This is a genomic window from Achromobacter sp., assembly GCF_032102605.1.
GTDB lineage: Bacteria > Pseudomonadota > Gammaproteobacteria > Burkholderiales > Burkholderiaceae_B > Achromobacter.
On the sequence record NZ_DAMDGT010000014.1, the window covers coordinates 71,264 to 98,226 of the forward strand.

At 67.2% G+C, this 26,963-nt stretch carries 26 protein-coding genes; 20 read left to right on the forward strand and 6 right to left on the reverse strand.

Annotation, left to right across the window (positions count from 1 at the left end; translation table 11 throughout):
* The 8 genes from RT614_RS23990 (at position 1) to RT614_RS24025 (ending at position 8,034) form a co-directional block, all read left to right on the forward strand.
* A complete protein-coding gene (locus RT614_RS23990; protein WP_313624668.1) occupies positions 1-891 on the forward strand; it encodes an ABC transporter permease in 891 nt (296 codons plus the stop codon).
* A gap of 17 nt (positions 892-908) precedes the next feature.
* Complete coding sequence (locus RT614_RS23995; protein ID WP_313624669.1) at positions 909-1,703, forward strand: ABC transporter permease; 795 nt, start codon at positions 909-911, stop codon at positions 1,701-1,703.
* Positions 1,704-1,740: 37 nt separating this feature from the next.
* Complete coding sequence (locus tag RT614_RS24000) at positions 1,741-2,079, forward strand: (2Fe-2S)-binding protein (RefSeq protein ID WP_313624670.1); 339 nt, start codon at positions 1,741-1,743, stop codon at positions 2,077-2,079.
* Positions 2,076-3,461: an NAD(P)/FAD-dependent oxidoreductase gene (locus tag RT614_RS24005; RefSeq protein ID WP_313624671.1), complete on the forward strand. Its 1,386-nt coding sequence runs from the start codon at positions 2,076-2,078 to the stop codon at positions 3,459-3,461. Before RT614_RS24000 ends, RT614_RS24005 begins: the two co-directional genes overlap by 4 nt.
* Entirely contained in the window at positions 3,458-4,630 is a 1,173-nt protein-coding gene (locus RT614_RS24010) for an FAD-dependent oxidoreductase (protein ID WP_313624672.1), read from the forward strand. Before RT614_RS24005 ends, RT614_RS24010 begins: the two co-directional genes overlap by 4 nt.
* Positions 4,627-5,697 carry an ABC transporter substrate-binding protein gene (locus tag RT614_RS24015; protein ID WP_313624673.1) on the forward strand — a complete coding sequence of 357 codons (1,071 nt, stop codon included), beginning with the start codon at positions 4,627-4,629 and terminating at the stop codon, positions 5,695-5,697. The genes RT614_RS24010 and RT614_RS24015 overlap by 4 nt, the downstream gene beginning before the upstream one ends.
* Positions 5,698-5,788: 91 nt before the next feature.
* Positions 5,789-6,724 (forward strand): glyoxylate/hydroxypyruvate reductase A, encoded by a 936-nt coding sequence (locus RT614_RS24020; RefSeq protein ID WP_313624674.1) that lies wholly within the window; start codon positions 5,789-5,791, stop codon positions 6,722-6,724.
* Between the two features lie 476 nt (positions 6,725-7,200).
* On the forward strand, positions 7,201-8,034 hold the full coding sequence (locus RT614_RS24025; RefSeq protein WP_313624675.1) for an AraC family transcriptional regulator: 834 nt from the start codon (positions 7,201-7,203) through the stop codon (positions 8,032-8,034).
* Between the two features lie 94 nt (positions 8,035-8,128).
* Here RT614_RS24025 and RT614_RS24030 read toward each other — a convergent pair whose 3' ends face one another.
* Entirely contained in the window at positions 8,129-8,932 is an 804-nt protein-coding gene (locus RT614_RS24030) for a GntR family transcriptional regulator (protein WP_313624676.1), read from the reverse strand.
* 182 nt (positions 8,933-9,114) lie between these two features.
* On the opposite strand from RT614_RS24030, the gene RT614_RS24035 reads away from it, so the two are divergent.
* From RT614_RS24035 to RT614_RS24075, 9 genes are read left to right on the forward strand one after another with little or no spacing between them, the layout of a single operon-like run.
* Positions 9,115-10,146: an ABC transporter substrate-binding protein gene (locus tag RT614_RS24035; protein ID WP_313624677.1), complete on the forward strand. Its 1,032-nt coding sequence runs from the start codon at positions 9,115-9,117 to the stop codon at positions 10,144-10,146.
* A 46-nt stretch (positions 10,147-10,192) separates the two neighbouring features.
* Entirely contained in the window at positions 10,193-11,260 is a 1,068-nt protein-coding gene (locus tag RT614_RS24040) for an ABC transporter ATP-binding protein (protein WP_313624678.1), read from the forward strand.
* The gene (locus RT614_RS24045; protein WP_313624679.1) at positions 11,257-12,123 is read left to right on the forward strand and encodes an ABC transporter permease; all 867 of its coding nucleotides are present in this window, start codon (positions 11,257-11,259) and stop codon (positions 12,121-12,123) included. Before RT614_RS24040 ends, RT614_RS24045 begins: the two co-directional genes overlap by 4 nt.
* Before the next feature lies 1 nt (position 12,124).
* A complete protein-coding gene (locus RT614_RS24050; RefSeq protein WP_313624680.1) occupies positions 12,125-12,928 on the forward strand; it encodes an ABC transporter permease in 804 nt (267 codons plus the stop codon).
* Complete coding sequence (locus RT614_RS24055; RefSeq protein ID WP_313624681.1) at positions 12,925-14,082, forward strand: FAD-dependent oxidoreductase; 1,158 nt, start codon at positions 12,925-12,927, stop codon at positions 14,080-14,082. The genes RT614_RS24050 and RT614_RS24055 overlap by 4 nt, the downstream gene beginning before the upstream one ends.
* Positions 14,066-14,374, forward strand: a complete 309-nt coding sequence (locus tag RT614_RS24060; RefSeq protein WP_313624682.1) for a (2Fe-2S)-binding protein — start codon at positions 14,066-14,068, stop codon at positions 14,372-14,374. Before RT614_RS24055 ends, RT614_RS24060 begins: the two co-directional genes overlap by 17 nt.
* Positions 14,371-15,813, forward strand: coding sequence for an NAD(P)/FAD-dependent oxidoreductase (locus tag RT614_RS24065; protein WP_313624683.1), 1,443 nt, complete (start codon positions 14,371-14,373; stop codon positions 15,811-15,813). Before RT614_RS24060 ends, RT614_RS24065 begins: the two co-directional genes overlap by 4 nt.
* Positions 15,814-15,825: 12 nt before the next feature.
* Positions 15,826-16,989: an FAD-dependent oxidoreductase gene (locus RT614_RS24070; RefSeq protein ID WP_313624684.1), complete on the forward strand. Its 1,164-nt coding sequence runs from the start codon at positions 15,826-15,828 to the stop codon at positions 16,987-16,989.
* Entirely contained in the window at positions 16,986-17,372 is a 387-nt protein-coding gene (locus tag RT614_RS24075) for a RidA family protein (RefSeq protein WP_313624685.1), read from the forward strand. The genes RT614_RS24070 and RT614_RS24075 overlap by 4 nt, the downstream gene beginning before the upstream one ends.
* Here RT614_RS24075 and RT614_RS24080 read toward each other — a convergent pair.
* The 5 genes from RT614_RS24080 to RT614_RS24100 all read right to left on the reverse strand — a co-directional run bounded on the left by RT614_RS24080 (position 17,347) and on the right by RT614_RS24100 (position 23,423).
* On the reverse strand, positions 17,347-18,627 hold the full coding sequence (locus RT614_RS24080) for an amidohydrolase family protein (protein WP_313624686.1): 1,281 nt from the start codon (positions 18,625-18,627) through the stop codon (positions 17,347-17,349). The two genes, RT614_RS24075 and RT614_RS24080, sit on opposite strands and share 26 nt — an antisense overlap.
* A gap of 154 nt (positions 18,628-18,781) precedes the next feature.
* Positions 18,782-19,732: an ABC transporter permease gene (locus RT614_RS24085; protein ID WP_313624687.1), complete on the reverse strand. Its 951-nt coding sequence runs from the start codon at positions 19,730-19,732 to the stop codon at positions 18,782-18,784.
* A gap of 10 nt (positions 19,733-19,742) precedes the next feature.
* Positions 19,743-20,816: an ABC transporter permease gene (locus tag RT614_RS24090; protein WP_313624688.1), complete on the reverse strand. Its 1,074-nt coding sequence runs from the start codon at positions 20,814-20,816 to the stop codon at positions 19,743-19,745.
* A gap of 49 nt (positions 20,817-20,865) precedes the next feature.
* A complete protein-coding gene (locus RT614_RS24095) occupies positions 20,866-22,395 on the reverse strand; it encodes an ABC transporter ATP-binding protein (protein ID WP_313624689.1) in 1,530 nt (509 codons plus the stop codon).
* Complete coding sequence (locus RT614_RS24100; RefSeq protein WP_313624690.1) at positions 22,392-23,423, reverse strand: BMP family protein; 1,032 nt, start codon at positions 23,421-23,423, stop codon at positions 22,392-22,394. The genes RT614_RS24095 and RT614_RS24100 overlap by 4 nt, the downstream gene beginning before the upstream one ends.
* Before the next feature lie 585 nt (positions 23,424-24,008).
* Between RT614_RS24100 and RT614_RS24105 the strand changes: the two genes are divergently transcribed.
* The 3 genes from RT614_RS24105 (at position 24,009) to RT614_RS24115 (ending at position 26,875) form a co-directional block, all read left to right on the forward strand.
* On the forward strand, positions 24,009-24,923 hold the full coding sequence (locus tag RT614_RS24105) for a DedA family protein/thiosulfate sulfurtransferase GlpE (RefSeq protein ID WP_313624691.1): 915 nt from the start codon (positions 24,009-24,011) through the stop codon (positions 24,921-24,923).
* 149 nt (positions 24,924-25,072) lie between these two features.
* Positions 25,073-25,999: a 2-dehydropantoate 2-reductase gene (gene panE, locus RT614_RS24110; RefSeq protein WP_313624692.1), complete on the forward strand. Its 927-nt coding sequence runs from the start codon at positions 25,073-25,075 to the stop codon at positions 25,997-25,999.
* 264 nt (positions 26,000-26,263) lie between these two features.
* The gene (locus RT614_RS24115) at positions 26,264-26,875 is read left to right on the forward strand and encodes an NAD(P)-dependent oxidoreductase (protein WP_313624693.1); all 612 of its coding nucleotides are present in this window, start codon (positions 26,264-26,266) and stop codon (positions 26,873-26,875) included.
* Positions 26,876-26,963: the final 88 nt, after the last annotated feature.

Genomic DNA, 26,963 nt, shown 5'->3' on the forward strand with positions numbered 1-26,963 from the left:
ATGACGACCCTGACCCAACACGGCGCCGCCGGCAGCCCGCCCAAACCGCGCAACGACGGCCTGCTCGCCATTCTGGGATCCCTGCCGCTGGCCATCGTGTTCCTGGCGCTGGTGCTGACGCCTCTGGCGCTGACCTTCGCGCTGTCGTTCCGGCCGTTCGACTACGCCACGGGCATCCAGCCGGGCCACACCCTCGAACACTACCTGGCGGTGGTGACCGACAGCTACTTCATCGAGATCTTCTGGCGCACGTTCTGGATCGCCGGCGTCACCACGCTGATCTGCGTGCTGATCGGCGCGCCCGAGGCCTACATCCTGTCGCGCATGGGCAAGCCCTGGCGCTCTATTTTCCTGCTGGTGGTGCTGTCGCCGCTGCTGATCTCGCTGGTGGTGCGCGCGTTCGGATGGAGCATGCTGCTGGGGCCGGGGGGCGCCATCGGCAAGGCGGCTGCGGCGCTGGGGCTCGGGCCTTTGCTGTACACGCCCACCGCCGTCATCATCGGCCTTGTCCACGTCATGCTGCCCTTCATGGTGATTCCCGTGTGGACGTCGCTGCAGAAGCTTGACCCCACCGTCGAGCACGCCGCGCTGTCGCTCAACGCATCGCGTTTCCAGACGCTTACGCGCATCGTGCTGCCGCAAGCCATGCCGGGCATCCTGTCCGGCAGCCTGATCGTGTTCGGCCTGTCGGCCAGCTCGTTCGCCATCCCGGCGCTGCTGGGCGGACGCCGCCTGAAGATGGTGGCCACTGTCGTCTACGACGAGTTCCTTACCGAGCTGAACTGGCCGCTGGGCGCAGCCATCGCGATCATCCTGCTCCTGGTCAACGTGATCGTCATGATGGCGTACAACCGCGTCGTCGAACGCTCTTACCGCCGCAGCCTGGGCTGACCCGCGAGGAATCGAACATGCAGAAGAACGGTACCTTCGCGCTGGCCTTCAATTTCCTGGTGGTGGCGTTCGTGCTGGCGCCGCTGGTCATCGTGTGCCTGGTGGCGTTCACGCCGGACTCCACGCTCACCGTTCCCACCACCAGCTTTTCGCTGCGCTGGTTCTACGCGGTATTCGAGCATCCCAATTTCATGCAGGCGTTCAATAACAGCCTGTGGCTGGCGTTCATGTCGGCCAGCATCGCGGTGACGCTGGCGGTCCCCGCCGCCATCGCGATCACGCGCTATCGCTTTCCGGGGCGGGATGTCCTGAACGGCCTGTTCCTGTCGCCCCTGATGATCCCGCACCTGGTGTTGGGCGTCGCCTTGCTGCGCTTCTTTGCGTTGATGGGCATGACGGGCAGCTTCCCGTGGCTGGTGGCCAGCCACGTCGTCGTCATCACGCCGTACGTGATGCGCCTGGTCATCGGCGCGCTGGTCGGCTTTGACCGCTCCATCGAGCACGCCGCCCTGTCTCTGGGCGCCAGCCGCGCCACCGTGTTCTTCCAGGTCACCCTGCCGCTCATCATTCCTGGCGTGTCGGGCGGCTGGCTGCTGGCCTTCATCAACAGCTTCGACGAACTGACGATGTCGGTATTCATCACGGCGCCGACCACGATCACGCTGCCGGTTCGCATGTACATGTACGCCACGGAATCCATCGATCCCATGATGGCGGCGGTGTCGGCGCTGGTGATCGCGCTGACGGCCGTGACCATGCTGCTGCTGGACCGTGTATACGGGCTGGACCGCGTCCTGGTGGGACAGAAATGAAGCTGCTGCCGACAAGCGCAAAGGAGGCGCGGGCGCCATGGCAATCCTGAAACGGCTGGCCGAGACCGGCCGCCCCGCGTTGACGTTCACGCTCGACGGCCAGGCCTGCACGGCCCTGGCCGGCGACACCGTGCTGACCGCCGTGCTGACGCAGGCCGAGCGCCTGCGGTTCTCGGAATTCGGCGGCGGTCCGCGCGCGGGATTCTGCATGATGGGCGCGTGCCAGGACTGCTGGGTGCAGCTCGAGGACGGCGAGCGCGTGCGTGCCTGTTCCACTTTCATCGAACCCGGCATGCGGCTGCAAAGCATCGCGCTGGCGCCGGCGTCGGTTCCTGGCACCCTGTCGGCCACTGCCTGGCCCGAGGACGCATCATGAGCCTGGTGCTGCCTGTGATTGTCGGCGCCGGTCCCGCCGGCATACGCGCCGCCCAGGCGCTGGTGGCGCAAGGGTTGCGCCCGGTGATCCTGGACGAAGGGCTGCGCCCCGGCGGGCAGATCTATCGGCAGCCGCCGCCCGGATTCTTGCGTCCCAAGTCGGCGCTTTATGGCTTCGAACACCGCAAGGCCGATGCGGTGCACCGGACGATGGAAGGCCTGCTGGAAAAGGTGCAATACCGGCCCGGGTGCCTCGTGTGGAATGCCGATGACAAGACGCTGGACGTGCTGCGCGACGGCGTCAGCACGTCGGTGCCGTACACCCACCTGATCCTTGCCACCGGGGCCACCGATCGCGTGCTGCCGTTCCCGGGCTGGCTGACTCCCGGCGTCTACACGCTGGGCGGCTCGCAGGTGGCGTTGAAGCACCAGGGATGCGCCATCGGCGCGCGCGTCGCGTTCATGGGCACCGGGCCGCTGCTGTATCTGGTGGCCTACCAGTACGCCAAGGCGGGCGCCAAGGTCGCGGCCGTGCTGGACACGTCCCGCTTCAGCGACCGCGCAGCCGCGCTGCCGGGCATGCTGCGCGCGCCTGCGCTGCTGGCCAAGGGCCTGTACTACATGGCCTGGCTGCGCGCCCATGGCGTGCCGATGAAGAGCGGTGTGCGCCCTGTCGCCGTGCAAGGCAATGAACGTGCGACGGGCCTGGCCTACAGTCAAGGCGGACAGACACGCACCGTGGAGTGCGACGCGGTCGGCTTCGGCCTGTCGTTGCGGTCGGAAACGCAGCTTGCCAGCCTGGTCGGCTGCGAATTCGAATTCAACGAACGCGACCGCAACTGGACGCCGCGGCGCGACGCCGCGGGGCGCAGCAGCGTGGCCGGCGTGTACGTGGCCGGAGACGGCGCGGCGATCGGGGGCGCCGACGCGGCGGAGATCGCGGGCGAGCGCGCGGCGCTGGCCCTGCTTGAGGACACAGGACATCCGCACGACCTGCGGCGCGCACAGGCGCTGGAAGCCCGCCTGGCCGCCAACGGCCGCGTGCGCGACGCGCTGGAACGCGCCTTTCCGTTTCCGCAGGACTGGGCCGCCGGTATCGCCGACGACACCGTCGTCTGCCGCTGCGAAGAGGTCACCGCGGGAACCATTCGTGACGCCGCGCGCGTCAACGAGGTGCGGGAAATGAACCGGCTGAAAGCGCTGACGCGCGTGGGCATGGGACGTTGCCAGGGCCGCATGTGTGGCGTCGCCGCCGCCGAGGTCCTCGCACACGCCGTGCACTGCTTGCCGCAAGAGGTCGGCCGGCTGCGCAACCAGCCGCCCGTCAAGCCGATCCCCGTCGGCGTGGTGTGCCTGGAACGGCCGAAGAAAAAGGCGGCATGATGCAGCGCGTGGATACGGAAGTGGCCATCATCGGCGGCGGCATCGTTGGCGGCAGCGCCGCGCTGTTCCTGCGCCGCCAGGGCGTGCCGGTGGTGCTGCTGGAAGCCGCATTGTGCGGCGCCAAGGCCAGCGGCGTGAACTATGGCGGGGTGCGCCGGCAGGGGCGCGGGCTTGAACAGATGCCGCTGACGCGGCGCGCTCATGAGCTATGGGCCCAGTTGTCGGAACTGATCGGCATCGATGGCGAATACGTGCGTTCGGGACACCTGAAACTGGCCATGTCGGAAGCGGACCTGGCGCAGTTGCAGGAATACCGCGACCGCACGCGCGGTTTCGGCTTGAATCTGGAAATTCTGGGGCGCCGTGAACTGTCGCGGCGTTACGGTTGGCTGGGACAGGGCGTGGCGGGCGGCTCGTTCTGCCCTGAAGACGGCCATGCCAATCCGCGGCTCGTGTCGCCGGCCTTCGCGCGCGCGGCCAGCGCCCTGGGCGCCGACGTGCGCGAAGGCGCGCGTGTCACCGCCGCCGAACACGACGGATCACGCTTCATCGTGCGCGCGGGCGATGCGCTGGAAGTGCGTTCCCGTTACCTCTTGAATTGCGCGGGGGCCTGGGCCGGCCGCATCGCCGAAGGATTCGGCGAAAGCGTGCCCGAGACCTCCATTCATCCCCTCATGATGGTGACCGAGCCCCTGCCGGTGTTCATGGACGTGAGCCTGGGCATGCAGGGTGGCGGCATCTATGCGCGCCAGGTTGCGCGCGGCAACTGCGTGATCGGCGGCGGCCGTGGCGTGTCGGCGGACCCGGACTTCGCGCGTCCCGGCCGGGCCAACCTGGCCCCGCTGATGGCCAACGCCGTGAGGCTGCTGCCGGCGCTGCGCGGCACGCAGGTCATCCGCTTCTGGACGGGGGTGGAGGGCAACATGCCCGACCACAATCCGGTGCTGGGACCGAGCGCCACCGTTCCTGGACTGTTCCACGCCTTCGGGTTGTCGGGCGCCGGCTTCCAGATCGGCCCCGCGGTGGGCGAAGTGCTGTCAGAACTGGTCGTGCATGGCCGTTCCTCCATTCCTATCGATGCCTTCCGCATTGAACGGTACACGGCCGCCGCTCACGGCGCCGCGTCCCGGCCTGAGAGTGTTCGTGAGCAAACGCTGGAGTCACCATGATGGACAAGAAACAGGGCGCGATGCGCCTGACCAAGGGGAAGCGCCTGCTGGGCGCGACGGTGCTGGCGCTGCTGTCGGCCGGCGCCATGGCGCAGCAGAAAACGCTGTACGTCGGCATGAACGGCGGCGACATGGAACGCGCCTTCACGCAACACGTGTTCCCGGACTTCGAAAAGGCCAACAACGTAAAGATCGTCGTGGTGCCCGGCACCTCGACCGACGTGCTGGCCAAGGCCCAGGCCTACAAAGACAAGCCGCAGATGCACGTCATGTTCCTGGATGACGGCATCATGGCCCGCGCCATTTCGATGGGCCTGTGTGAACAGCTCAACGACGACCCCGTCCTGAAAGAGCTCTACCCCACCGCGCTCATGAAGGACCGCATGGCGGCGGGCATCGACATCGGCATGACCGGCCTGGGCTACAACACCAAGATGTTCGCCGACAAAGGCTGGGCCCCGCCCACCTCCTGGATGGACCTGGCCGATCCGAAGTACAAGGGCAAAGTCGTGTTCCAGTCCGCCTCCGGCAGCACCTTCGGGCTGCACGGCTTCCTGATGTTCAATCGCATCGAAGGCGGGAACGACCAGAACTACGAACCGGGGTTCAAGAAGTGGCCGTCCACCATCGGCCCCAACGTGCTGGAATACATCCCGAACTCGGCCAAGCTGGCCGAAATGATCCAGTCCAACGAAGCCGCGATCTTCCCGCTGACCCCCACCGCCATTGCCCGCCTGAAAAAGCGCGACATCCCGGTGGAATACGCTCAGCCCAAGGAAGGCTCCGTCATCCTGATGGTCGGCGAATGCGTCATCGCCAAGAACAGCGAGCCCGAACTGTCGCAGAAGCTGGCGCTGTACCTGCTGTCGGCCAAGGCCCAGGCCAAGGCGCTGGAAATGGGCGGCCACTTCCCGTCCAACAAAAACGTCCAGGCGCCCGCCGACAACGCCGAAGCGCTCAAGCGCTTCCAAGGCTACATGGCGAACGCTAAGATCCTGGACTGGGACCAGATCAACGCGGCCCGGCCGGCCTTCAACGCCCGCTGGAACCGCACGGTCGAACGTTGAAGACAGCGCGCAGGCGCACCTGTGGACAACCCGCAGGCGCGCCGCGCGCGGCATATCGGGCGCACGCGCCCGTAAACCAGGAAGCACCAGCATGCGGCTCATCATCAATTCCGGCGGCCCCCAGGCGATCGACGAATGGCGCGCTCAATTCCGCACCTTCGCGCCGGAACTGGACGTCGCAGGCTGGCACGAAGACATCGACCCCGCCAGCGTCGACTACGCCCTGGTCTGGGCGCCCGACCCCGGCCGCCTGGCCACCTTCAGCAACCTCAAGCTCATCATCAGCGCCGGCGCCGGCGTCGACCACATCCTGGCCGACCCAGCGCTGCCACGACACCTCTCGATCGCGCGCATGGTCACCGCCCGCACCCAGACCGAAATGGCCGAGTTCGTGCTCACCAGCGCCCTCATGATCACGCGCGGCGTAAAGCGAATCGTGGACAACCAGTCGCGCCGCCATTGGGAAGTCATCGACTCCCTGCGCGTCGCCGCCGACGTGCGCGTGGGCATCATGGGCCTCGGCCACCTGGGCGTCGCCTCCGCCCAACTGCTATCGCGCGTAGGCTTTCCCGTCAGCGGCTGGTCCCGCGGCGCCACCAGGCTACCCGGCCTGCCGTCCTACGCCGGCCAGGAACAGTTCGGCCAATTCCTGGCCAACACCGACCTCCTGGTCTGCCTCCTGCCCGCCACCGACGCCACCCGCGGCATCCTCAACCGCGCCACGCTGTCGCAGCTACCCCGAGGCGCCAGCCTCATCAACGCCGGCCGCGGCTCGCACATGGTCGCCCAGGACCTCCTGGACGCCCTGGACAGCGGCCAACTAGACCAGGCCATCCTGGACGTCTTCGACCCCGAACCCCTGCCGCCGGAATCCCCCCTCTGGTCCCACCCCGGCATCATCATCACCCCCCACTGCGCCGCGATCCCCGACCGCAAGGAACGCGCCCGCCACACCGCACTACTGATCGCCGCAAACGAACGCGGCGAATCGCTGCCAAACATCTACGATCCGCTGCGCGGATACTGAGCCAAGACAGATCGGCACCCATACGCGCTTCGCAAACGCCAAGCGAAGCGCGCAGCGCAAACCCACGACGCAAGACTCCGCGTAAGCTCCACAAGGCCGCCCGCGCGGCCGCCGTGGAGCGGGCAATGCAAGATCCTCCAACCCCCCCGCTGCTTGCGAGAACGCCAAGCACACAGGCCTGCCTGGTGCCGGTAAAGATTCAACAAAACGAGCATGGTGCGGCTGCGGCCCGGGTGCGCGGGGCGTGTAGATGCGCCCGAGGGAATCCGAAGGAACCGCCGCAGGCGGTGACGAGGATGACGAAGGGGAAGTCCGGAGCGAAGGCTCCGGACCGCAATCGTAGCCCCGCGCACCCGGGCCGCAGCCGCACCATGCGTCTAAAGAACCCAAATCTCCAACGCACCAAGCACACCACAACAAAAAAACCGCAAAATCTGCAAACAAGCAAAAGCTACATTGCCCTCCAAGGAGCAAGCATGAAGCCCGCAACGCGATCCCTCTACACCCAACGCCTCGACCCCGTCCTGCGCTGGCTAGCCGCCAACCCCGACGCCGATCCCGACCTGCACCGGCTCGCCGACCTGGCCTGCCTGTCGCCGTACCACTTCCATCGCGTCTACCGCGCCATGATGGGAGAAACGGTCAACGCCACCGTCCAGCGCATCCGCATGCATCGCGCCGCGGTCGCCCTGGCCGGCACGCAGACCGCGCTGCGAGACGTCGCACAACGCGCCGGCTACGAATCCGACGCTGCCTTCAACCGCGCCTTCGGCGCCGTCTTCGGCATCTCGCCCGGACGGTACCGCGCTGCTCGCTCCCAATCCCCCACCTCAAAGGAGCTCGCCATGTACCCAGTCGTCATCGAAAACTTCCCCGGCGCCACCCTCGCCGTCCTGCCACATCGCGGCAGCTACCAGGACATCGGACCGGTCTTCTCGCGCGCCTTCATGCTCGCCATCGGCCGGGGCATTGCCGCGCCCGACACCATCGGCTTCGGCATCTACTTCGACGACCCCGAACAGGTGCCCGAAAACCAGTTGCGCTCGCTTGCCGGCATGCCCGTGGCGCCCGACGCCGACCTCGGCGGTGAACTGGAGCGCTTCGAAATCCCCGCCGGCCGCTGCGCCATCCTCACCTACACCGGCCCCTACAACGAAATGCGCAAACCGTACGACTGGCTCTTCTCGGAATGGCTGCCCGCCAGCGGCATGGCGCCGGCCGACTTCCCCATGTTCGAGCAATACCTGAACGACCCGCGCACGACGCCGCCCGCGCAGTTGCAGACTCGCATCTGCCTGCCGCTCAAGTAAAAGCACGAGCCCCGCGCAATCCCTCGCGGCAACGGGTTCGGGCGCGGCGGCCGGGCGCAAGGACCACAATGTCCTCGCCCGCCGCGCCCCGCCATCAGCTCACATTCAGCGTCATCGAATACTTCATCTTGTCGTGCGGAAAAGTCGTGATGGTGGCCAGCAGCAGCACGCCACCATCGCCGTAATAGCGGCGCGTAATCACGAAGCCCGGCGTGCCCGATTCCACCTGAAGTTGCCGCGCGATCGCCGCGCTGATCGGCGTGGCCGAAAACTCCTGATTGACCTCGGTGATGCGGTCGCCGAAATGGTCCTCGATCAATCGCAATAGCGAAATCCGCGACTTCACATCCACGCTCACCTCCGAATGCGCCGGGTCCGCATAGATCAGCGTGCACGCTGCCGCGGTATCGGGGTCGTCCAGCGTTTTGATGGAGTTGATGTGCAGCCATGACTCGCCCGGCTCGCAGCCCAACGTCTCCGCCAGACGCCGCGTCAGCTTCACCGTGCGCACATCCTGCACCAGCAGCGCCGCGTTGCGCGCGTACTGCAGAAGATCCGGGAACTGCGAGATCCGCTGCGTAAAGCGCGTGGTCGCGCGCGCCGTTTCCACGCGCGTCCCCACGCCGGGCCGGCGCGACACCACGCCCGCCACCGTCAGCATGCGGATGGCCTCGCGGATCGTGTGGCGGCTGGCGCCGAACTGCTCGCAGAGCTCGTGCTCCGTGGGAAGCAACGTCATGACGGGATAGCGCCCGGAGCTGATGTCCTGGGAGAGCGTCTGATAAATGCTCTTGTAGCGCGGTCCGCCGGCGGCGCCTGCCGGGACTACGGCGCCGGGCCGGCCACGCGCTTCCCGCTCCCCGCCTGGGCTGGCGGCGCGCTCGGAGGATCGGGTCATGGGGATGGCTCCTTGATCGTTTTATAGGGTTTGTACGGAAAATAACCGATTGACAAGGCAGTCTTGCCGGATTCATTATTTGTCCGGACATTCATGTACGGACAAATTGTACGGCGGACATGAAGTTGCCGGGCAACAAATCAGCAGTTCTTGCAGTTCTCTTCCAATATTCGGGGGTTCTCATGGGCAAGGTACTTGCAGTGCTCGCGGCGGCGGCGGTGGCCGCCGGACTGGGCGCCAATGCACAGGCGCAGCAGAAGCTGGTGGTTGCCGGATACGGCGGCTCGTTCGAAGACATCATGCGCAAGGACATCTTCCCGCCCTTCGCCAAACAGCATGGCGTCGAGCTCGACTATGTGGCCGGCAACTCCACCAACACGGTGGCGCGCCTGCAGGCGCAAAAGAGCAACCAGCAGATCGACGTGGCCATCATCGACGACGGCCCCATGTACCAGGCCATCGCGCTGGGCTTCTGCGAACCCATCAAGAACCTGCCCGGCGACGACATCTACGGCACCGCCCGATACAAGGACGACAAGGCCGTCGCCATCGGCATCGTCGCCACCGGCATCATGTACAACAAGAAGGTCTTCGACGAAAAGAAGTGGGCGCCGCCCACCTCGTGGAAGGACCTGAAGGATCCCAAGTACAAGAAGCAGCTCGTCATTCCGCCGCTGAACAACACCTACGGGCTGCACACGCTGGTGGAATACGCCCGTGAAGGCGGCGGCGGCGAGAAAAAGATCGATCCCGGATTCGCCACGTTCAAGAACGAGGTCGGCCCCAACGTGCTGGTCTACGAGCCCTCGCCCGGCAAGATGACCGAACTGTTCTCCAGCGGCCAGGCCACCATCGCGGTGTGGGGCAGCGGACGCGTGAAAGCCTTTGCCGACACCGGTTTCCCGGTGGGCTTTGTCTACCCGCAGGAAGGCGCCTATGCGCTGCTGTCGTCCGTGTGCCCGGTCGCCAAGCCCAACGCAAATCCGAAGGCGCAGGCCTTCGTCGAATACCTGGTGTCGCCCGAGGTCCAGGAAAAGCTGGCGTCCGCCTACGGCTATGGCCCGGTCAACAAGAAAGCCAAGGTCACGGACGATCCCCGCGTGCCGCTGCCCATCGGCAAGCGCGCGGCGGACCTCATCGTGATCGATTGGGACACGGTCAACCAGAACCGGGATGACTGGAACAAGCGCTGGACGCGGGAAATCGAGCGCTGACCGCCTGCGGCAACGGGCGGCGCACGCGCCGCCACCGGGAGCATTCATGACCTATCTTGTGCTGGACCGCCTGAGCAAGCGCTACGGCGAAACCACCGCCGTCGAGAACCTGAGCCTGTCCGTCAGCCAGGGCGAGTTCATCTCGTTGCTGGGCCCGTCCGGCTGCGGCAAGACGACCACCCTGCAGATGATCGCGGGGTTCGTCGAACCCTCCGGCGGCCGCATCGTGCTGAACGGCAAGGACGTCAGCAAGGTGCCCGCCAACAAGCGCGGCCTGGGCATGGTGTTCCAGAACTATGCCCTGTTCCCGCACATGACCGCCGCCGAGAACGTGTCCTTCGGCCTGGAAATGCAGCGTGTGAAAAAAGACGAGCGCGAGGCGCGCGTGGCCGACGCGCTCAAGCTCGTCGGCCTGTCGCACCTGGCCGACCGCCACCCCGCGCGCATGTCCGGCGGACAGCAGCAGCGCGTGGCTTTGGCGCGCGCGCTGGTCATTCGGCCCAGCGTGCTGCTGCTGGACGAACCGCTCTCCAACCTGGACGCCAAGCTGCGCGAGGAAATGCAGCTGGAACTGCGCAGCATCCAGCGCACGGTGGGCACCACCACCATTCTCGTCACGCACGATCAGTCCGAGGCCCTGGCGCTATCGGACCGCATCGTCGTGATGAACCAGGGCCGCGTTGAACAGGTGGCCGAACCGTTCGAAGCCTACGAAGGACCGGCCAGCCACTTCGTCGGCGGCTTCCTGGGCAAGGCCAACGTCTTCACGCCCCAGGCCGAACAATACGAAGGCGAAACGCGCGCGCGCATCGGCGAGGCCCACGTGGCCATGGACGGCGCGCCCGTGCCGCAAGGCGCCGTGATTGTGCGCCCCGAAAAAATCCTGTTTTCCGAGCCGGCCGCCTGTGCGCTGCCCGGCCGCATGAAGACGCGCGTGTTCCAGGGCAACCACTGGCTCTGCCAGGTGGAAACATCGGTCGGCGAAGTCATGGTGATACGCCAGAACGACGGCGTTCCCGTTCCCGCGGAAGGTGAACCTGTGCACCTGCGCTGGCGCGCGCAGGACATGTGCGACGTCAACCCGGCAGGCGGGCGCGAAGGCCTTCCGTCATGAGCACGCGCACCAATCCGTGGGTGTTGAGCGCGCCCGCGCTGACGGTATACGCCACGTTCCTGGTGGTGCCGATGGCGCTGGTTGTCCTGATCAGCTTCTTCGATTTCCAGTTCTACGGCGGCATGCAGGCCACCTTTACGTGGAAGAACTACGTCGAAATCTTCACGGACGGCTACTACTACGAAATCTACGCGCGCACCTTCGGCGTGGCCGCTGCCGTGACGCTGGCCTGCCTGGTGCTGGGCACGGCCGAAGCCTACGTGCTGTCGCGCATGGCCAATCCCTGGAAGGGGCTGTTCCTGATGGTGGTGCTGGGCCCGCTGCTGATCTCGGTGGTGGTCCGCACGCTGGGGTGGGCGCTGCTGTTCGGTTCGACCGGCCTCATCAACAAGGCGCTGATGGGGATCGGACTGATCTCCACGCCCATCGACCTGATGTACAGCAACCTGGGCGTCGCCATCGCGCTGACGCACGTGCTGGTGCCGTTCATGGTGATTTCCGTGTGGGCGTCGCTGCAAAGAATCAACCCGGCCACCGAGGCCGCGGCGCTGTCGCTGGGCGCCAGCCAGTTCACGGTGATCCGGCGCGTCATCGTGCCGCAGGTGATGCCGGGCATCCTGTCCGGCGCGATCATGGTCTTCGCGATGGCGGCCAGCTCGTTCGCGACGCCGGCCATCATCGGCGGGCGCCGCCTGAAGAACGTCGCCACGGCCGCATACGACGAATTCCTGAACACCTTGAACTGGCCCCTGGGCGCCGCGCTGGCGGTGGTGCTGCTGGTGGCGACTGTCGTGGTGCTGCTGTCCGCCAACCGCTACATCGAACGCCGCTACGGCGCCGTGTTCAACCAGGCCGGAGGCTGACATGCAATTTCGCAACGGCCCCATCGGCCTGCTGTTCCATACCCTGTTCATCCTTTTCATCCTGGCGCCCATCGTCATGGTGTGCGCGGTGGCGTTCACGTCCGAAGGCTTCATCTCGCTGCCATCCGGCGGATTGTCGCTGCGCTGGTTCCGCGCCATCCTGGACAACCCGCGGTTTGTCGACGCCTTCTGGTTCAGCCTGGGGTTGGGCACGCTGTCTGCGACGCTTGCGATCGGGCTGGCGGTGCCCAGCGCACTGGCGATCGCACGCAACCGCTTTGTCGGACGCGAGGCGCTGGTGGCGTTCTTCCTGTCGCCGCTGATGATTCCGCATGTGGTGCTGGGCCTGGCGTTCCTGAAGTTCTTCACGACGGTGGACCTGGCCGGCACGTATTTCGGCCTGGTGGTGGCGCACGTGATCCTGATCATGCCGTACGCCCTGCGGCTGGTGCTGGCGTCGGCCACGGGCATCGACCCTGCGCTGGAGCGCGCCGCGCTGTCGCTGGGCGCCTCCAACTGGACGGCGTTCCGCCGCGTGGTGCTGCCGCTGCTGTTGCCCGGCGTGGTCAGCGGCTGGGTCATCGCGTTCATCACCAGTTTCGACGAACTGACCATGTCGATCTTCATCGCATCGCCGTCCACCACGACGCTGCCGGTGCGGATCTTCCTGCACATCGAAGACACCATCGATCCGCTGGTGACGGCCGTATCGGCGGTGCTGATCTACGTGACGATCATCGCGATATTCATCCTGGACCGCGTCGTCGGCCTGGAGAAGCTGTTTGTAGGAAAAGGACGCCAATGATGGACGAAAAAGAAGTGGCGCCGCGCGCGCCCGCGCACCGGGGCATCTACGATGCGGCGGTGATCGGGGGCGGGTTGGTTGGGTCGGCCGTGGCCTACGGGCTGCGGCGCGAACTCGACCACGTGGCCGTGCTGGACGAAGGCGACGTGGCTTACCGGGCCTCGCGCGGCAACTTCGGGCTGGTGTGGGTGCAAAGCAAGGGCATGGGACTGCCGCGCTATGGCGTGTGGACCATGACGTCGGCCACGGGCTGGCCGCGGCTTGCCGCCCTGCTGCAGGAAGAGACCGGGGTGGATGTCCACCTTGAACAGCGCGGCGGTCTGCACGCGTTGTTGAGCGACGAGGAAGTCGAGGCCCGCAAGCAGTTCATGAACACACTGCTGGCGCAGCCCGGTATGGCGCAGTACGAATGGAAGATGCTGGACCGCGCGGAGGTCGCGGACCTGGTTCCGGGTATTGGCCCCGACGTGCGCGGCGCCACGTGGACGCCGGTGGACGGCATCGCCAATCCGCTGAAACTGCTGCGCGCGCTGCACATGAGTTTTGCACAGCGGGTTGTGGATTACCTGCCGGGTCGTCCCGCGCAGAATATCCGCCAGCGCGACGGCGTGTTCGAGATCGCCACGCCCGAGGGCACGGTGCGCGCGCACAAGGTCGTGCTGGCATCGGGGCTGTCGAACAAGCAACTGGGCGAGCAGGTTGGCCTGGATGTGCCGGTGCGGCCTCAACGCGGCCAGATCGTGGTGCTGGAACGCACGCGCCGCATGCTGGAGACCCCGTTGTCTACGTTGCGCCAGACCGACGAAGGCACGTGGCTGATTGGCGATTCGCAGGAAGAGGCCGGGTATGTGGACAACCTGGTGGGCCTGCCCATCCTGGGCACGTTGGCCGACCGCGCCGTGCGCACGCTGCCTGCCCTGCGCGAGGTTCGCGTGGTGCGCAGCTGGGCTGCGCTGCGCGTCATGTCCAAGGATGGCTTTCCCATCTACCAGCAATCCGAGACTTGCCCGGGGGCGTTCGTCGCCACCTGTCACAGCGGCGTGACGCTAGCCGCCGCGCATGCACTCAATCTTGCGCCCATGATCGCCGCCGGCAGGCTGGCCGACGACATGGCGCCCTTCTCGACCCGGAGGTTCCATGTTCAAGCGGCTTGACGAGGCGCAGCGGCAGGCGCAAGGCGCGCCGGTGCGGGTGACGGTGAATGGCGTCGAGCTGCAATGCCGGCAGGGCGACTCCGTGGCGGCGGCGCTCTTTGCAGGCGGCGTGCAGGCCTGTCGCGACACCGCGGTCAACGAAGTCCCGCGAGGCCCCTATTGCATGATGGGCGTCTGCTACGACTGCCTGGTCACCATCGACGGACAGGCGAACCAGCAGGGTTGCATGACCGCGGTGCGTGATGGAATGAAGATCGAGCGCCAGTTGGGCGCACGCAAGGTGCAGGCATGATCGACACGATGCAATGCGATTTGCTGGTGGTGGGCGCCGGACCAGCCGGCCTGGCGGCGGCGACGCTGGCCGCGAACCTGGGCGTGGACACCATTCTGCTGGACGAGCAGCCCGCGCCTGGCGGCCAGATCTACCGCGCCATCACCACCACCCCGGTCACCGACCGCGGCATCCTGGGCGAAGACTACTGGCACGGCGCCACGCTCGTGCCGCCATTCCAGCAGTCCGGCGCCCGCTACGTGCCGGGGGCGACCGTCTGGGCCGTGGCGCAGCACACCGCGCCCGATCCCGCCGAGGGATTCGAGGTGGCGTATTCGGTGGCGGGCGAAGCCCGCATCGTGCATGCCCGCCGCCTGCTGCTGGCCACCGGCGCGCAGGAACGACCCTTTCCGATTCCGGGTTGGACGCTTCCGGGCGTCATCACCGCGGGCGCGGCGCAGATCCTGCTGAAGTCGTCCGGCGTGGTGCCGTCCGACCGCACGATCCTGGCCGGGTGCGGCCCGCTGCTGTACCTGGTGGCCTGGCAGTACCTGAACGCCGGTGTGAAGGTCGATGCGTTGCTGGAAACCACCCCGCCCGGACGCATGGGCCAGGCGCTGCCCAAGATCTGGGGCTTCGTGCGCTCGCCGTACCTGGGCAAGGGGTTGAAGCTGCTGCGCGCGGTCAAGGCCGCCGTGCCCATCGTGAAGGGCGTCACGGCGCTTGAAGCGCTTGGCGACGACAGACTGCAAAGCGTGCGCTACACCGCCGGCGGCGTCACCAAGACCCTGCCCGCCGACCAGCTCATGCTGCACCAGGGCGTGGTGCCGAACGTGAACCTGTCGCGCGCCGTGGGCGTTGCGCATCGCTGGAACGACGCGCTGGATTGCTGGGAGCCTCAGGTCGATGAATGGGGCGCCACGTCGGTGGACGGCATCGGCATGGCGGGGGATGGGGCCGGTATCGCCGGCGCGCTGGCGGCCGAGCACCGCGGCCGGCTGGCGGCGTTGCAGGCGGCGCACCTGCTGGGCCGCATCGACGCCCGCAAACGCGACAGCGAGGCCGCGGCGCCGCGCGACGCATTGGCCAGGGCCGTGCAAGGCCGTGAATTCTTCGACACGCTCTACAAGGCGCCAGAGGCGTTCCGTCGCCCCACCGGCGACACCATCGTGTGCCGCTGCGAGGAAGTGACCGCCGCGCAGGTGCGCGAGACCGTCAAGCTGGGATGCAGCGGGCCCAATCAGATGAAAGCCTTCCTGCGCTGCGGGATGGGGCCGTGCCAGGGCCGGTTCTGCGGTTTGACGGTGTCGGAGATCATCGCCGAAGAGCGCGGCGTGCCGACGCAGGAGGTCGGCTATTACCGGCTGCGCTTCCCCACCAAGCCGCTGACGCTGGGCGAACTGGCATCCCTGCCCCAGACCGACGAGTCGCGCCAGGCCGTCGTGCGCCTGAAGAAGTGATGGGTGGCCACCATGACCGTTCAATCGCGGGCGGCTGAAGTCATCATCATCGGCGGCGGGCTGCATGGCAGTTCCGCCGCGCTGCACCTGGCGCGCGTGGGCGTGCGCGCCCTGGTCATCGAAAAGAACTACGTGGGGCGCCACGCGTCCGGCGTCAACGCGGGCGGCGTGCGCACGCTGTCCCGCCACCTGGCCGAGGTGCCGCTGGCGCTGGCCTCGCGCGAGCTCTGGTACCGCATCGGTGAACTGGTGGACGACGACTGCGGCTTTGAACAGCACGGACAGGTGCGCGTGGCTGAAACCGCCGCCGACGCCGACACGCTGCGAACCCGCCTGCAAACCATGACCGATCATGGCTACACGCACGAGCAGTGGATAACCCGCGAAGACCTGCTGGACCTGATTCCGGCGCTTGCGCCGACGGTGCATGGCGGACTGATCGCGCGCGAGGACGCGGCCGCGGATCCTTATCGCACCACCCTCGCCTTCCGCACCAAAGCCGCCAGCCTGGGCGCGCAGTTCCTGGAGGGCGTGCGGGTGCAAGGCGTGGAGTGGCGCGATGGACAGTGGCGCGTGGATACCGACGCGGGCGTGTACACCGCGCCGCAGGTGCTGAACTGCGCGGGCGCCTGGGCCGACCGCATCGCGGCGCAATGGGGCGAGCCGGTGCCGTTGATCCCCATCAGCCCCATGATGTTGGTGACGCTGCGGATGGACCACTTCCTGGACCCGGTGGTGCTGGGAACGGGCCGCGCCCTGTCGTTCAAGCAGCGCACCAACGGCACCGTGCTGATCGGGGGCGGCCGGCGCGCCTGGGTAGACCGCGACGCCGAATGGACCGAGCTGGATTTCCGTTCACTGGCGGAAGGCGCGCGGACGGTCGTCGACCTGTTTCCGCACATGCGGGATGCGATCGTGAACCGTGGCTGGGCGGGCATTGAAGCCGCCATGCCCGACGAGATTCCCGTCATCGGACGCAGCAGCCGGCACGAAACCGCCTTCCACGCTTTCGGGTTTTCGGCCCACGGCTTCGAACTGGGACCCATCGTCGGCCGCATCATGGCCGACCTGATCACGACCGGCGCGACGGACATGCCGATTGCGCCATTCAGGATCGACCGATTTTCGGATGCCGCGCAGGCCTCCGGACCATCCGCAAAGGAGCAAGACAAATGACCGAAATCGTGCGCAAGGATTCCAACGAGCGTCTGTCCCGCATCGTGATCCATGGGGATACCGTGTATGTGGCCGGGGTGACGTCGACGGCAGAGGGCGGCATTGCCGCGCAGACGCGCGACGTGCTGAACAAGATAGACGGCTATCTGGCCCGGGCCGACACGGACAAGACGCGGCTCTTGTCGGTGCAGATCTGGCTGAAGGACATTGAGCGCGACTTCGCCGGCATGAACGAGGTGTGGGCGGAATGGGCGCTGCCGCGCGCGATGCCTACGCGCGCAACGTGCGAGGCCAAGCTGGCCGCGCCGGAGCTCCTGGTAGAGATCATCGTCACGGCCGCCAAGCGGCCCGGATTCGTCAGCGGGCCGGTGTCTGAAAGCTGACTTCGCCGGGGCGACCGGGCAGGTTCAGCGTGGCGGTGGCGGGCGGCGTGGTCGCCACTACCTGGCCGGCGCGCAGCACCATCAGGCGGGTGGCGCGCAGGCGCAGCGCCTCGACGGCGTCGCGCGCCTGCAGCAGCACCAGGTCGGCGCGCTTGCCGACGGCAAGCCCGGTGTCGTCCAGGCCCAGTATCTTGGCGGGCGTGGTGGTCACGGCCTCGAAACAGGCGCGCATGGCGTCCTGGCCCGTCATCTGGCCCACGTGCAGGCCCATGTGCGCCACTTCCAGCATGTCGCCAGAACCCAGGCTGTACCAGGGGTCCATCACGCAGTCATGGCCGAAGGCGACCGGCACGCCCGCCGCCATCAGTTCCGGCACGCGCGTCATGCCGCGGCGCTTCGGATAGGTGTCGTGGCGGCCTTGCAGCGTGATGTTGATCAGCGGGTTCGCGATCGCGGACACGCCGGCTTCGCGGATCAGGGGGATCAGCTTGGACACGTAGTAGTTGTCCATGGAGTGCATGGACGTCAGGTGCGAACCCGTCACGCGGCCCTGCAGGCCCAGGCGCTGCGTGTGATAGGCCAGCGTCTCGATGTGGCGCGACAGCGGGTCGTCGCTTTCATCGCAGTGCATGTCCACGCGCAGGCCGCGTTCGGCGGCCAGCTCGCACAGGATCCGCACGGATTCCGAGCCGTCCTGCATGGTGCGTTCGAAGTGCGGAATGCCGCCCACCACGTCCACGCCCATGTCGAGCGCGCGCTTCAGGTTGTCCAGGGCGCCCGGCGCGCGCAGCACGCCGTCTTGCGGGAAGGCGACCAGCTGCAGGTCGAGGTAAGGCTTCACCTTTTCACGCACGTGCAGCAGCGCCTCGGTGGCGAGCAGGCGCGGATCGCACACGTCCACGTGCGAGCGGATGGCCAACAGCCCGCGGGCCACGGCCCAGTCGCAATAGGCCAGCGCCCGTTCGACCAGCGCTTCCTGCGTCAGCAGGGGCTTGAGCTCGCCCCACAGCGCGATGCCCTCGAGCAGCGTGCCCGACTGGTTCACGCGCGGCAGCCCGAAGGACAGCGTGGAATCCATATGGAAGTGTGCGTCGACGAAGGGCGAGGTCACCAGCTGACCGCCGGCATCCACCGTTTGCGCGGCCTCGGCCTTCAACGCGGGTTCCATCGCGACGATGCGGCCCTGCGCCACGCCGATGTCGATGTTCTTGCGGCCGTCGGGCAGCGTGCAGTTCTTGAAAATCAGATCGAGCATGCGAATTCCTTGCAAAAAATACGATTGCCAACGCAACCCGGCCGCATAAGGGCGTTGCCGCTCCATCGGGGTCGCACGGATCCGGCTCCGCCGGTCCGTAGCGACGCCCCCTTGAGGGGGAAGCGCGAAGCGCTTCGGGGGTGGTCCACGACCTTTAGCGTTCGCCTTTGCGATACGGCTTCATCAAGGCCTGCGGATAGGCGGCGCGACGCGCCATGAACACCAGCGCCAGTATGGACAGGATATAGGGCAGCATCAGGTATACCTGATACGGCAGTTCAGGCAGGCCGGGCAGCGACGCCCCGCCCTGCTGCAGGCGCAGTTGAAGCGCGTCGAAGAAAGCGAAGATCAGTGCGCCCAGCAGCGCCTTGCCGGGCCGCCACGACGCGAACACCACCAGCGCCACGCAGACCCAGCCGCGCCCATTGACCATGTTGAAGAAGAACGCGTTGAAGGCCGCCAAGGTGAGGAAGCTGCCGGCGACGCCCATCAGCGCCGATCCGGCCACGATGGCGCCGATGCGCAGGCGCGTGACCGACAGGCCCTGGCCTTCGGCGGCGGCGGGGTTTTCGCCCACCATGCGAATCGCCAGGCCGACCGGCGTGCGGTTCAGCACCCAGGCCAGGATAGGCACCGCGGCCAGCGCGATCAGGGTCATGGGCGTCTGCCCGGCCAGCACCGGCCCGATGACGGGAATGCCGTCCAGGAATTTCATTTCGGCAAAGGGCGTGATGGTGGGCGGCGTGGTGACGCTGGGGAACGTCACGCGGTACGCAAAGTAGCTCACGCTGGTGGCCAGCAAGGTCACGCCCAGGCCCGACACGTGCTGCGACAGTCCAAGCGGCACAGTCAGCACCGCGTGCAACAGGCCAAACACGGCGCCGGCCAGCGCCGCCGCCAGCACGCCCACGTACAGCGGCGCGCCCAGGTAGACGACCAGCCAGCCGGTGAAGGCGCCGGCCACCATGATGCCCTCGATGCCCAGGTTCAGCACGCCGGCGCGTTCACACAGCAGCACGCCCAGCGTGCCCAGTATCAGCGGCGTGGCCAGGCGCAGCACGGCCACCCAGAAGGCCGAGGAACTCATCAGATCCATCCATTCCATGGGGTGCTCCTCAAGCCCGGTTGCGACGCAGGCGGTACTGCGCAAACAGCGTCGCGACCAGCATGGCGAGCAACGACGTGGCGACGATGACGTCGGCGATGTAGTTCGGCACGGCGATGGCGCGGCTCATGCTGTCGGCGCCGACGAGCATGCCGGCCACGAAGATGCTGGCCAGGATCACGCCCAGCGGATGCAGGCCCGCCAGCATGGCGACCACCACGCCGGTGTAGCCGTAGCCTGGCGACATGTCGAGCGTGACGTAGCTGCTGCGGCCCGCCACCTCAATGGCGCCGGCAAGCCCGGCCAGCGCGCCCGACAGCATGGCGGTGCCCAGCATCACGCGGTTCACCGGCAGGCCCAGGAAGCGCGAGGCGTGGGCATTGGCGCCCACCGCGCGCATCTGGAAGCCGAATACCGTGTAGCGGTTCAGCAGCCACAGCCCCACGGCCAGGCCCGCGGCCCAGAGCAGGCCCGTGTGCGCGCGGGTGCGTTCGATCAGCTTGCCCAGCTCCAGGTCGCCGTTCAGCGCCACGGACTGCGGCCAGCCCATCGCCATGGGGTCTTTCATTGGACCGTCCAGCATCATGGACACGAACAGCAGCACGATGAAATTGCCCAGCAGCGTAGTCACCACCTCGTCAACGCCAAGGCGGGTCTTCAGGATGGCCGGAATCAGCAGCAGCAAGGCGCCGGCCAACGCAGCGGCCAGCATCATGCCGGCGAACAGCATGGGCACCGGCAGGTCGAAGCCGGTGCCGTCGTGCATGCCGCCCACCGCAACGGCCGCCAACGCACCCAAATACAGCTGGCCTTCGGCGCCGATGTTGTAGAAGCGGGCGCGGAACGCCACCGCGCAGGCCAGGCCGGTCAGCATCAGCGGCGTGGCGCGGGTCAGCGTTTCGGACAGTGCGAATCGTGTGCCGAACGCGCCTTCGAACAGCAATGCGTAGGTGCGGCCCACGGGGGCGCCGGCCCAGGCCACCAGCAAGGTGCAGACCGCCAGGGTGAAGAGGATGGCCGCGATCGGGGCCAAAGCCAGCGCCAGGCGGCTGGGCTCGGGGCGGCGTTCCAGGATCAGTTTCATGCGAGGGATGCTCAATAGTGAAGAAAGCCGGGAAAGACGGATGAGTCCGTCATGCCCGGGTTCCCGTCATGGCCAGGCCGACGGTGGCGGGCGTCCAGTCGGCCACGGGCTTGACCGCCACCAGCTTGCCGCCGCACAGCACGGCGATGCGGTCGGCCAGGGCAAAGATTTCTTCCAGGTCCTCGGACACCAACAGCACGCCGGCGCCGCGCGCGCGGGCAGCCAATAGCTGTTCGCGCACGTAGGCCACCGCGCCGATGTCCAGGCCCCAGGTGGGCTGGTCGGCCACGATGAAGCGCGGCTCGCGCGCCAGCGTGCGGCCCAGGATCAGCTTTTGCATGTTGCCGCCGGACAGGCTGCGGGTGCGCACGTCGAGCGAGGCGGCGCGCACGTCGAACTGCTTGGCCAGCGACGCCGCGTATGCCTTGCCCGCGCGGGCGCGGATCAGGCCATGGCGGGCGAAGCGCTTGTCCTTCAGGTCTTCGACGATGGCGTTTTCCCACAAGGGGCTGTCGCCGATCATGCCTTCGCCGTGGCGGTCTTCCGGGATGCGGCCGACTCGCGCGGCGGTCCAGCCGGCCGGGGTGGTGGGCGCGGCGGCGTGTTCCGGCCCCAGCCGGATCGTGCCGTCGGAAGGCTGGCGCAGGCCGGTCAGGACCGATACCAGCGCCTGCTGCCCGTTGCCGGCGACGCCGGCGATGGCCACGATCTCGTGCGTGTGGACCACCAGGTCCAGGCTGTCCAGGCGAGGCGCGGCGTCGCGGCTGTCGCGCACCGTCACCTGGGACAGGGTCACGACGGGGGCGGCCTGCTCGGCAGCCGTCGCGGCCTGGACGCGCGGCATGACGACCTTGCGGCCCACCATCAGTTCAGCCAGTTCCGCGGGGCTGGTGCCCGCGGTGTCGCGTTCGGCGACCAGCTTGCCTTGCCGCAGCACCGCCACGCGGCGCGACACGGCCATCACTTCGTCCAGCTTGTGCGAAATGAAGATCACGGCCAGGCCTTCGTCAACGAAGCCGCGCAGCGTGGCGAACAGATCCTGCACTTCCTGCGGAGTCAACACGGCAGTGGGTTCGTCCAGGATCAGGACCCTGGCGCCGCGATACAGCGCCTTCAGGATCTCGACGCGCTGCTTTTCGCCGACCGACAGCGTGCCCACGCGCGCATCCGGATCCACGCCCAGGCCGAAGCGCTGGCCCAGTTCGACCAGGCGGCGGCGCGCCTGCCCGCGGCCGGAGGCCAGCTTCCAGAGCGATTCCGTGCCGACCATGATGTTGTCCAGCACGGTCAGGTTGTCGGCCAGCGTGAAGTGCTGGTGCACCATGCCGACGCCCGCCGCCAGCGCGGCGTCAGGCCGGCCGGCGGGCAAGGGCTTGCCGAAGACTTCGATACTGCCGGCGTCGGCCACATAGTGGCCGAACAGGATCGACACCAGGGTCGACTTGCCGGCGCCGTTCTCGCCCAGCAATGCTAACACTTCGCCCTGCCGGAGCGTGAGCGAGACATCGTCGTTGGCCGTGAGGCTGCCGAAGCGTTTGGTGATCCCCGTCAGTTGCAGGGCGAGAGGCGCTTGGTTCATCGTGCCGAAGACTTGGGTTCTTTGTCGTTGACCTTCACGGTGAAGCTGCCGTCCAGGATGGCCTTCTGCTTGGCTTGGACCTTGGCGACGAGGTCAGCCGGGATCTTCTGCTCGAAGGTGCCCAGCGGCGCGAGCGACGAGCCCTTGTGCTTCATCAGCGAATACTGGCCGAAGTCGTCGGCCTTGAACGTGCCCGCCTTGACCTGCTTGAGCGCTTCGTCGATGGTGGGCACCATGCTCCACAGGGCCGAGGCGACCACCGTCTCGGGATACTGCGGCTGCGTGTCGATCACGTTGCCGATGGCCAGCTTGCCGCGTTCCTTGGCGGCATCCGACACGCCGAAGCGTTCGGCGTACAGCACGTCCGCACCCTTGTCGATCATGGCGAAGGCGGCTTCCTTGGCCTTCGGGGGATCGAACCACGAGGCGATGAAGGTCACGGTGAACTCCGCCTTCGGGTTCACTTCCTTGGCGCCTTCCATGAAGGCCTGCATGAGGCGGTTCACTTCGGGGATGGGATAGCCGCCGACCAGGCCGATCTTGCCGGTCTTGCTCATGCCGCCGGCGATCATGCCGGTCAGGTAGGCCGGTTCCTGGATGTAGTTGTCGAACACCGAGAAGTTGGGCTGCTGCGGCTTGCCCGACGAACCCATCAGGAAAGCGGTCTGCGGATAGTCCTTGGCGACCTTGCGGGCCGCGGCTTCAACCGCGAAGGCCTCGCCCACGATCAGCTTGTTGCCCTGCTCGGCGTACTGGCGCAGCACGCGTTCATAGTCGGCGTTGGTGACGTTTTCCGAGAACGTGTAGTCGATCTCGCCCCGATCGCGCGCGGCGGACAGCGCAATGTGGATGCGCGACACCCACTGCTGTTCGACCGGCACCGTGTAGACGGCGGCGACCTTGATCTTGGCGGGCGCCTGCGCCTGGGCCGCGCCCGAGAACAGCAGCGCGCCGGCAGCGGCCATGGCCAGCTTGAGCAGGCCGCGGCGGGCGATGCCGCCAGCGGTCGAGAGGGTATGGGATTTCATGCGGAAGACTCCTACGCGGGGAAGGACAGGTAATGGAGATGAAGGAACGGCGGGCGCCGTGCAGACGGGCGCGGTGCACGCGGGCGCGTTGCGTACCGGCGCGGTGTTTGCAGGCGCTTTGCATGCCGGCGCCATGTCGGACGTCAGCAACGCGCACGCGGCGCCGTCAGAGCGGCCGTTGGCGACGCGATCGCCACGCAGGCTGCCGGTTTCACGGTTGCCACGGCCGGCAGGCATGCCGGGGCGAGCGTACGGAAACGAGTGCGTGGGATCGGTCATCGGATGGGAGCGCCAGGAGGCGCACCCATCCGAATGGTCGGGTTCGCAGCCAGTCCTGGCGAAGCAATTTGTATGCCACGGGGCATTCCTGCGACAAGTCGGGGAAACCTGATGGCCGGGCAGGATTATAGGCACCTCGGCGGGGAAGCGTGGCACCAGATTGGTGCGTTGTCTTCCAATGCGCCAGACGCATGGCGCATGAAACGCACCGTTGCCGCGCCGCGGGCAGGGTCTATGGCGCTGGCGCGCGGCCGCCCGCCTAAAATTCCGTCCATGCGCCGACTGGCGCGGCAAGCAGGAAAGACCATGCAAGATATTCAATTGCTGCTCGAACAGTACGGTGGGTGGCTGGTGTTCGCCAACGTCCTGATCGAGCAGGCCGGCCTGCCGGTACCCGCCTATCCCATGATCATCGCGGCGGGCGCGCTCGGGGGCGCGGGCGGATGGCTCGTGCCCCTGCTGGCGGCCACGGCCGCATGCATCCTGGCCGACACCCTCTGGTATTTCGCCGGGCGCCGCTATGGATCGCGGCTCCTGGGCGTGGTCTGCAAGCTTTCCCTCTCGCAGGATTCGTGCATCCGGCAGACGCAGCGTCTGTATCTGCGGATCGGCGTGCGCGCGCTGCTGGTGTGCAAGTTCCTGCCGGGCGCCGGCGCGCTGTCCACCGTCATGGCGGGCCTGACGAACACGCCCTATCGACGGTTCTTTGTCTACGACCTGGTTGGCGCCTTGATCTGGGTGGGCTCGGCCCTGTTGCTGGGCGGCTTGTTCCACAGCGTGGTCAACGACGTGCTGGACGTCCTGGGCACGTACGGCCCGATGGGACTGGCGGTGCTGGCCGCCGTGCTGGGTCTCTATATTGCGGCGCGCTTCCTGCGGCGGCGGATATTGCTGCGCAGCCTGCGGGTCATTCCGCGTCTGTCCGTGGACGAGCTGATGCAATGGCGCCAGGATGGCCGCGACGCGCTGGTCTTCGACGTGCGGCCGGAAGCCATGCGCGAGGCGGCGCGCATCCCGGGCGCCGTAGCCGTGGACCTGAAGCAGCCGCTGCCCGCGCTGGACCCGGCCGCACTGGATTCCGACATCGTGGTGTATTGCGCGTGCCCGAACGAAGTGTCGGCCGCGCTGCTGGCCTCGCGTCTGCGTGCCGCCGGTTATCGCAAGACCTGGGCTTTGCGCGGCGGATATGGCGCCTGGGCCGAGCACGAGCATCAGGCCTGAATCGGTTGCAGAAGCAATGACGCACCTTGTCCGCACGCGTGTCCGGCGCATGGGCGCCGCCGCGTTCCGCGTGGCGGCGTTGCGGCGGTCGAGGCGCATAATTCCCTCATCGGCCCGCGCCTGACGCGGGCAGCCAACAGGAGACAGGCATGCGGTTGTTGTTCTTGGGCGCCGGCGGAACCGGCGGATACTTTGGCGGACGCGCGGCGCAGGCGGGCGCCGACGTCACCTTCCTGGTGCGCGAGCCTCGGGCGGCGCGGATCCGCGAACAAGGACTGCGCATCCAGAGCCCGCTGGGCGACGCGACGCTGCAGCCCAAGCTGGTCACGCAGCAAACGCTGCAGGACACCTACGACGTGGTCGTGCTTAGTTGCAAGGCCTATGACCTGGACAGCGCGATCGAGGCCATCCGTCCCGCCGTCGGGCCGGAAACCGCCGTGCTGCCCATCATGAACGGCGTGCTGCAGTACGACGTGCTGGACCGCGAATTCGAGCCCCATCGCGTGCTGGGCGGACTGTGCCAGATCAACGCAACGCTAGGCCCGGAAGGTGAAGTCGTCCATCTGGGCAAGCACGCCAACATCGTCTTCGGCGAACGCGCCGGTCCCGCTCGCAGTGAACGCTGCGTCGCGCTGGAACAAGCACTGGCCGGCGGTGAATACGTCAGCCGCCTCAGCGAAAACATCTACCAGGACATCTGGGAAAAGTACGTCATGCTGACGACGCTGGCCGCCGCCACCTGCCTGATGCGCGGCTCCATCGGCCAGATCGCTTCCACCGACGATGGCGTGGACATCCTGCACAGCCTGCTGCAGGAATCGCAGGCGGTTGCGGCCGCCTCCGGCCACGCCGTCCGCCCCGAAGCGGATGCGGCCGTGCAGAAGCTGCTGAGCGACCGCACCCAACCCATGACGGCTTCCATGTTCCGCGACCTGCGCCAGGGCCTGCCAGTCGAGGCCGACCATATCGTGGGCGACATGGTCCGGCGCGCCCGCTCGCTGGGCGTGGATGCCACCTACCTGCGCGTGGCGTATTCGCATCTGCAGGTCTACCAGGCGCAACGCGCCGCAGCGTGACCCCTCACGGGTGGCCCTGTTCAAGCGGGGCCGCCCGGCGCACACTGGCAGGGCGGGCCGCGCCGCGCCGCGTGCAAGCGTCGGGCCGGTCGCGCCTTTCCGGCTGCATCCCACTGATTGGTGCATGAATTGCAAAAAACTCATCCGGTTTCATGGGTTTTTTGATCGGATCTGGCCGAATAGTATGGCTTTGCCTGAGCCGGGACGTCGTCTGCCGCAATGGCGCGGCGGCCGTTCCGGCCTATTCCTGCAAGGAGCAAGACCATGAAAATCGCATTGATCGGAATTACCGGCCGCGTGGGTTCCCGCGTGGCGGACGAGTTGCTCAAGCGCGGCCACCAGGTGACGGGCATCGCCCGCAACCCCGCCGAGGTGAATGAACAGCCCGGTCTTGCCGTGCGCCAGGGCGACGCCACCGTCCCCGAAGGACTTACGCCGATCCTGGTCGGGCATGACGCCGTGATCAGCGCCACGCGTTTCGTGTCGGCGGACGCCAAGCCGCTGCTGGCTGCCGTGAAGAACGCCGGCGTCCCCCGGCTGTTGGTGGTGGGCGGCGCGGGCAGCCTGCTGGTGGCGCCCGGAAAAATGCTGATCGACACCCCTGAATTTCCGGATGCCTACAAGCCCGAGGCCCGGGCGGGCGTCGTGTTCCTGGATACGCTGCGCCAGGAAAAGGTGGTGAATTGGACGTTCCTGTCGCCGTCGGCGATTTTCGAACCGGGCGAGCGCACGGCCAACTTCCGCGTGGGCGACGACCACCTGCTGGCGGACGAGGAAGGCAAGAGCTGGATCTCGATGGAAGACTACGCCATCGCCCTGGTCGACGAGGTCGAATCGCCGCGGCATTCGCGTCGCCGTTACACCGTCGGCTACTGACGCCAGCCGCCTTGGCGGCCCATGATGCAAGCTTGTTGGAGCCCGTCAAGGGCTCCATTCCAATTGTGCAACAAGGCCGAAAACGGCC

Excerpts from the sequence above, each read along its gene's own strand:
- RT614_RS23990 (WP_313624668.1), top strand. The coding sequence starts at position 1 with ATGACGACCCTGACCCAACACGGCGCCGCCGGCAGCCCGCCCAAACCG.
- RT614_RS23995 (WP_313624669.1), top strand. The coding sequence starts at position 909 with ATGCAGAAGAACGGTACCTTCGCGCTGGCCTTCAATTTCCTGGTGGTG.
- RT614_RS24000 (WP_313624670.1), top strand. The coding sequence starts at position 1,741 with ATGGCAATCCTGAAACGGCTGGCCGAGACCGGCCGCCCCGCGTTGACG.
- RT614_RS24005 (WP_313624671.1), top strand. The coding sequence starts at position 2,076 with ATGAGCCTGGTGCTGCCTGTGATTGTCGGCGCCGGTCCCGCCGGCATA.
- RT614_RS24010 (WP_313624672.1), top strand. The coding sequence starts at position 3,458 with ATGATGCAGCGCGTGGATACGGAAGTGGCCATCATCGGCGGCGGCATC.
- RT614_RS24015 (WP_313624673.1), top strand. The coding sequence starts at position 4,627 with ATGATGGACAAGAAACAGGGCGCGATGCGCCTGACCAAGGGGAAGCGC.
- RT614_RS24020 (WP_313624674.1), top strand. The coding sequence starts at position 5,789 with ATGCGGCTCATCATCAATTCCGGCGGCCCCCAGGCGATCGACGAATGG.
- RT614_RS24025 (WP_313624675.1), top strand. The coding sequence starts at position 7,201 with ATGAAGCCCGCAACGCGATCCCTCTACACCCAACGCCTCGACCCCGTC.
- RT614_RS24030 (WP_313624676.1), bottom strand. The coding sequence starts at position 8,932 with ATGACCCGATCCTCCGAGCGCGCCGCCAGCCCAGGCGGGGAGCGGGAA.
- RT614_RS24035 (WP_313624677.1), top strand. The coding sequence starts at position 9,115 with ATGGGCAAGGTACTTGCAGTGCTCGCGGCGGCGGCGGTGGCCGCCGGA.
- RT614_RS24040 (WP_313624678.1), top strand. The coding sequence starts at position 10,193 with ATGACCTATCTTGTGCTGGACCGCCTGAGCAAGCGCTACGGCGAAACC.
- RT614_RS24045 (WP_313624679.1), top strand. The coding sequence starts at position 11,257 with ATGAGCACGCGCACCAATCCGTGGGTGTTGAGCGCGCCCGCGCTGACG.
- RT614_RS24050 (WP_313624680.1), top strand. The coding sequence starts at position 12,125 with ATGCAATTTCGCAACGGCCCCATCGGCCTGCTGTTCCATACCCTGTTC.
- RT614_RS24055 (WP_313624681.1), top strand. The coding sequence starts at position 12,925 with ATGATGGACGAAAAAGAAGTGGCGCCGCGCGCGCCCGCGCACCGGGGC.
- RT614_RS24060 (WP_313624682.1), top strand. The coding sequence starts at position 14,066 with ATGTTCAAGCGGCTTGACGAGGCGCAGCGGCAGGCGCAAGGCGCGCCG.
- RT614_RS24065 (WP_313624683.1), top strand. The coding sequence starts at position 14,371 with ATGATCGACACGATGCAATGCGATTTGCTGGTGGTGGGCGCCGGACCA.
- RT614_RS24070 (WP_313624684.1), top strand. The coding sequence starts at position 15,826 with ATGACCGTTCAATCGCGGGCGGCTGAAGTCATCATCATCGGCGGCGGG.
- RT614_RS24075 (WP_313624685.1), top strand. The coding sequence starts at position 16,986 with ATGACCGAAATCGTGCGCAAGGATTCCAACGAGCGTCTGTCCCGCATC.
- RT614_RS24080 (WP_313624686.1), bottom strand. The coding sequence starts at position 18,627 with ATGCTCGATCTGATTTTCAAGAACTGCACGCTGCCCGACGGCCGCAAG.
- RT614_RS24085 (WP_313624687.1), bottom strand. The coding sequence starts at position 19,732 with ATGGAATGGATGGATCTGATGAGTTCCTCGGCCTTCTGGGTGGCCGTG.
- RT614_RS24090 (WP_313624688.1), bottom strand. The coding sequence starts at position 20,816 with ATGAAACTGATCCTGGAACGCCGCCCCGAGCCCAGCCGCCTGGCGCTG.
- RT614_RS24095 (WP_313624689.1), bottom strand. The coding sequence starts at position 22,395 with ATGAACCAAGCGCCTCTCGCCCTGCAACTGACGGGGATCACCAAACGC.
- RT614_RS24100 (WP_313624690.1), bottom strand. The coding sequence starts at position 23,423 with ATGAAATCCCATACCCTCTCGACCGCTGGCGGCATCGCCCGCCGCGGC.
- RT614_RS24105 (WP_313624691.1), top strand. The coding sequence starts at position 24,009 with ATGCAAGATATTCAATTGCTGCTCGAACAGTACGGTGGGTGGCTGGTG.
- panE (WP_313624692.1), top strand. The coding sequence starts at position 25,073 with ATGCGGTTGTTGTTCTTGGGCGCCGGCGGAACCGGCGGATACTTTGGC.
- RT614_RS24115 (WP_313624693.1), top strand. The coding sequence starts at position 26,264 with ATGAAAATCGCATTGATCGGAATTACCGGCCGCGTGGGTTCCCGCGTG.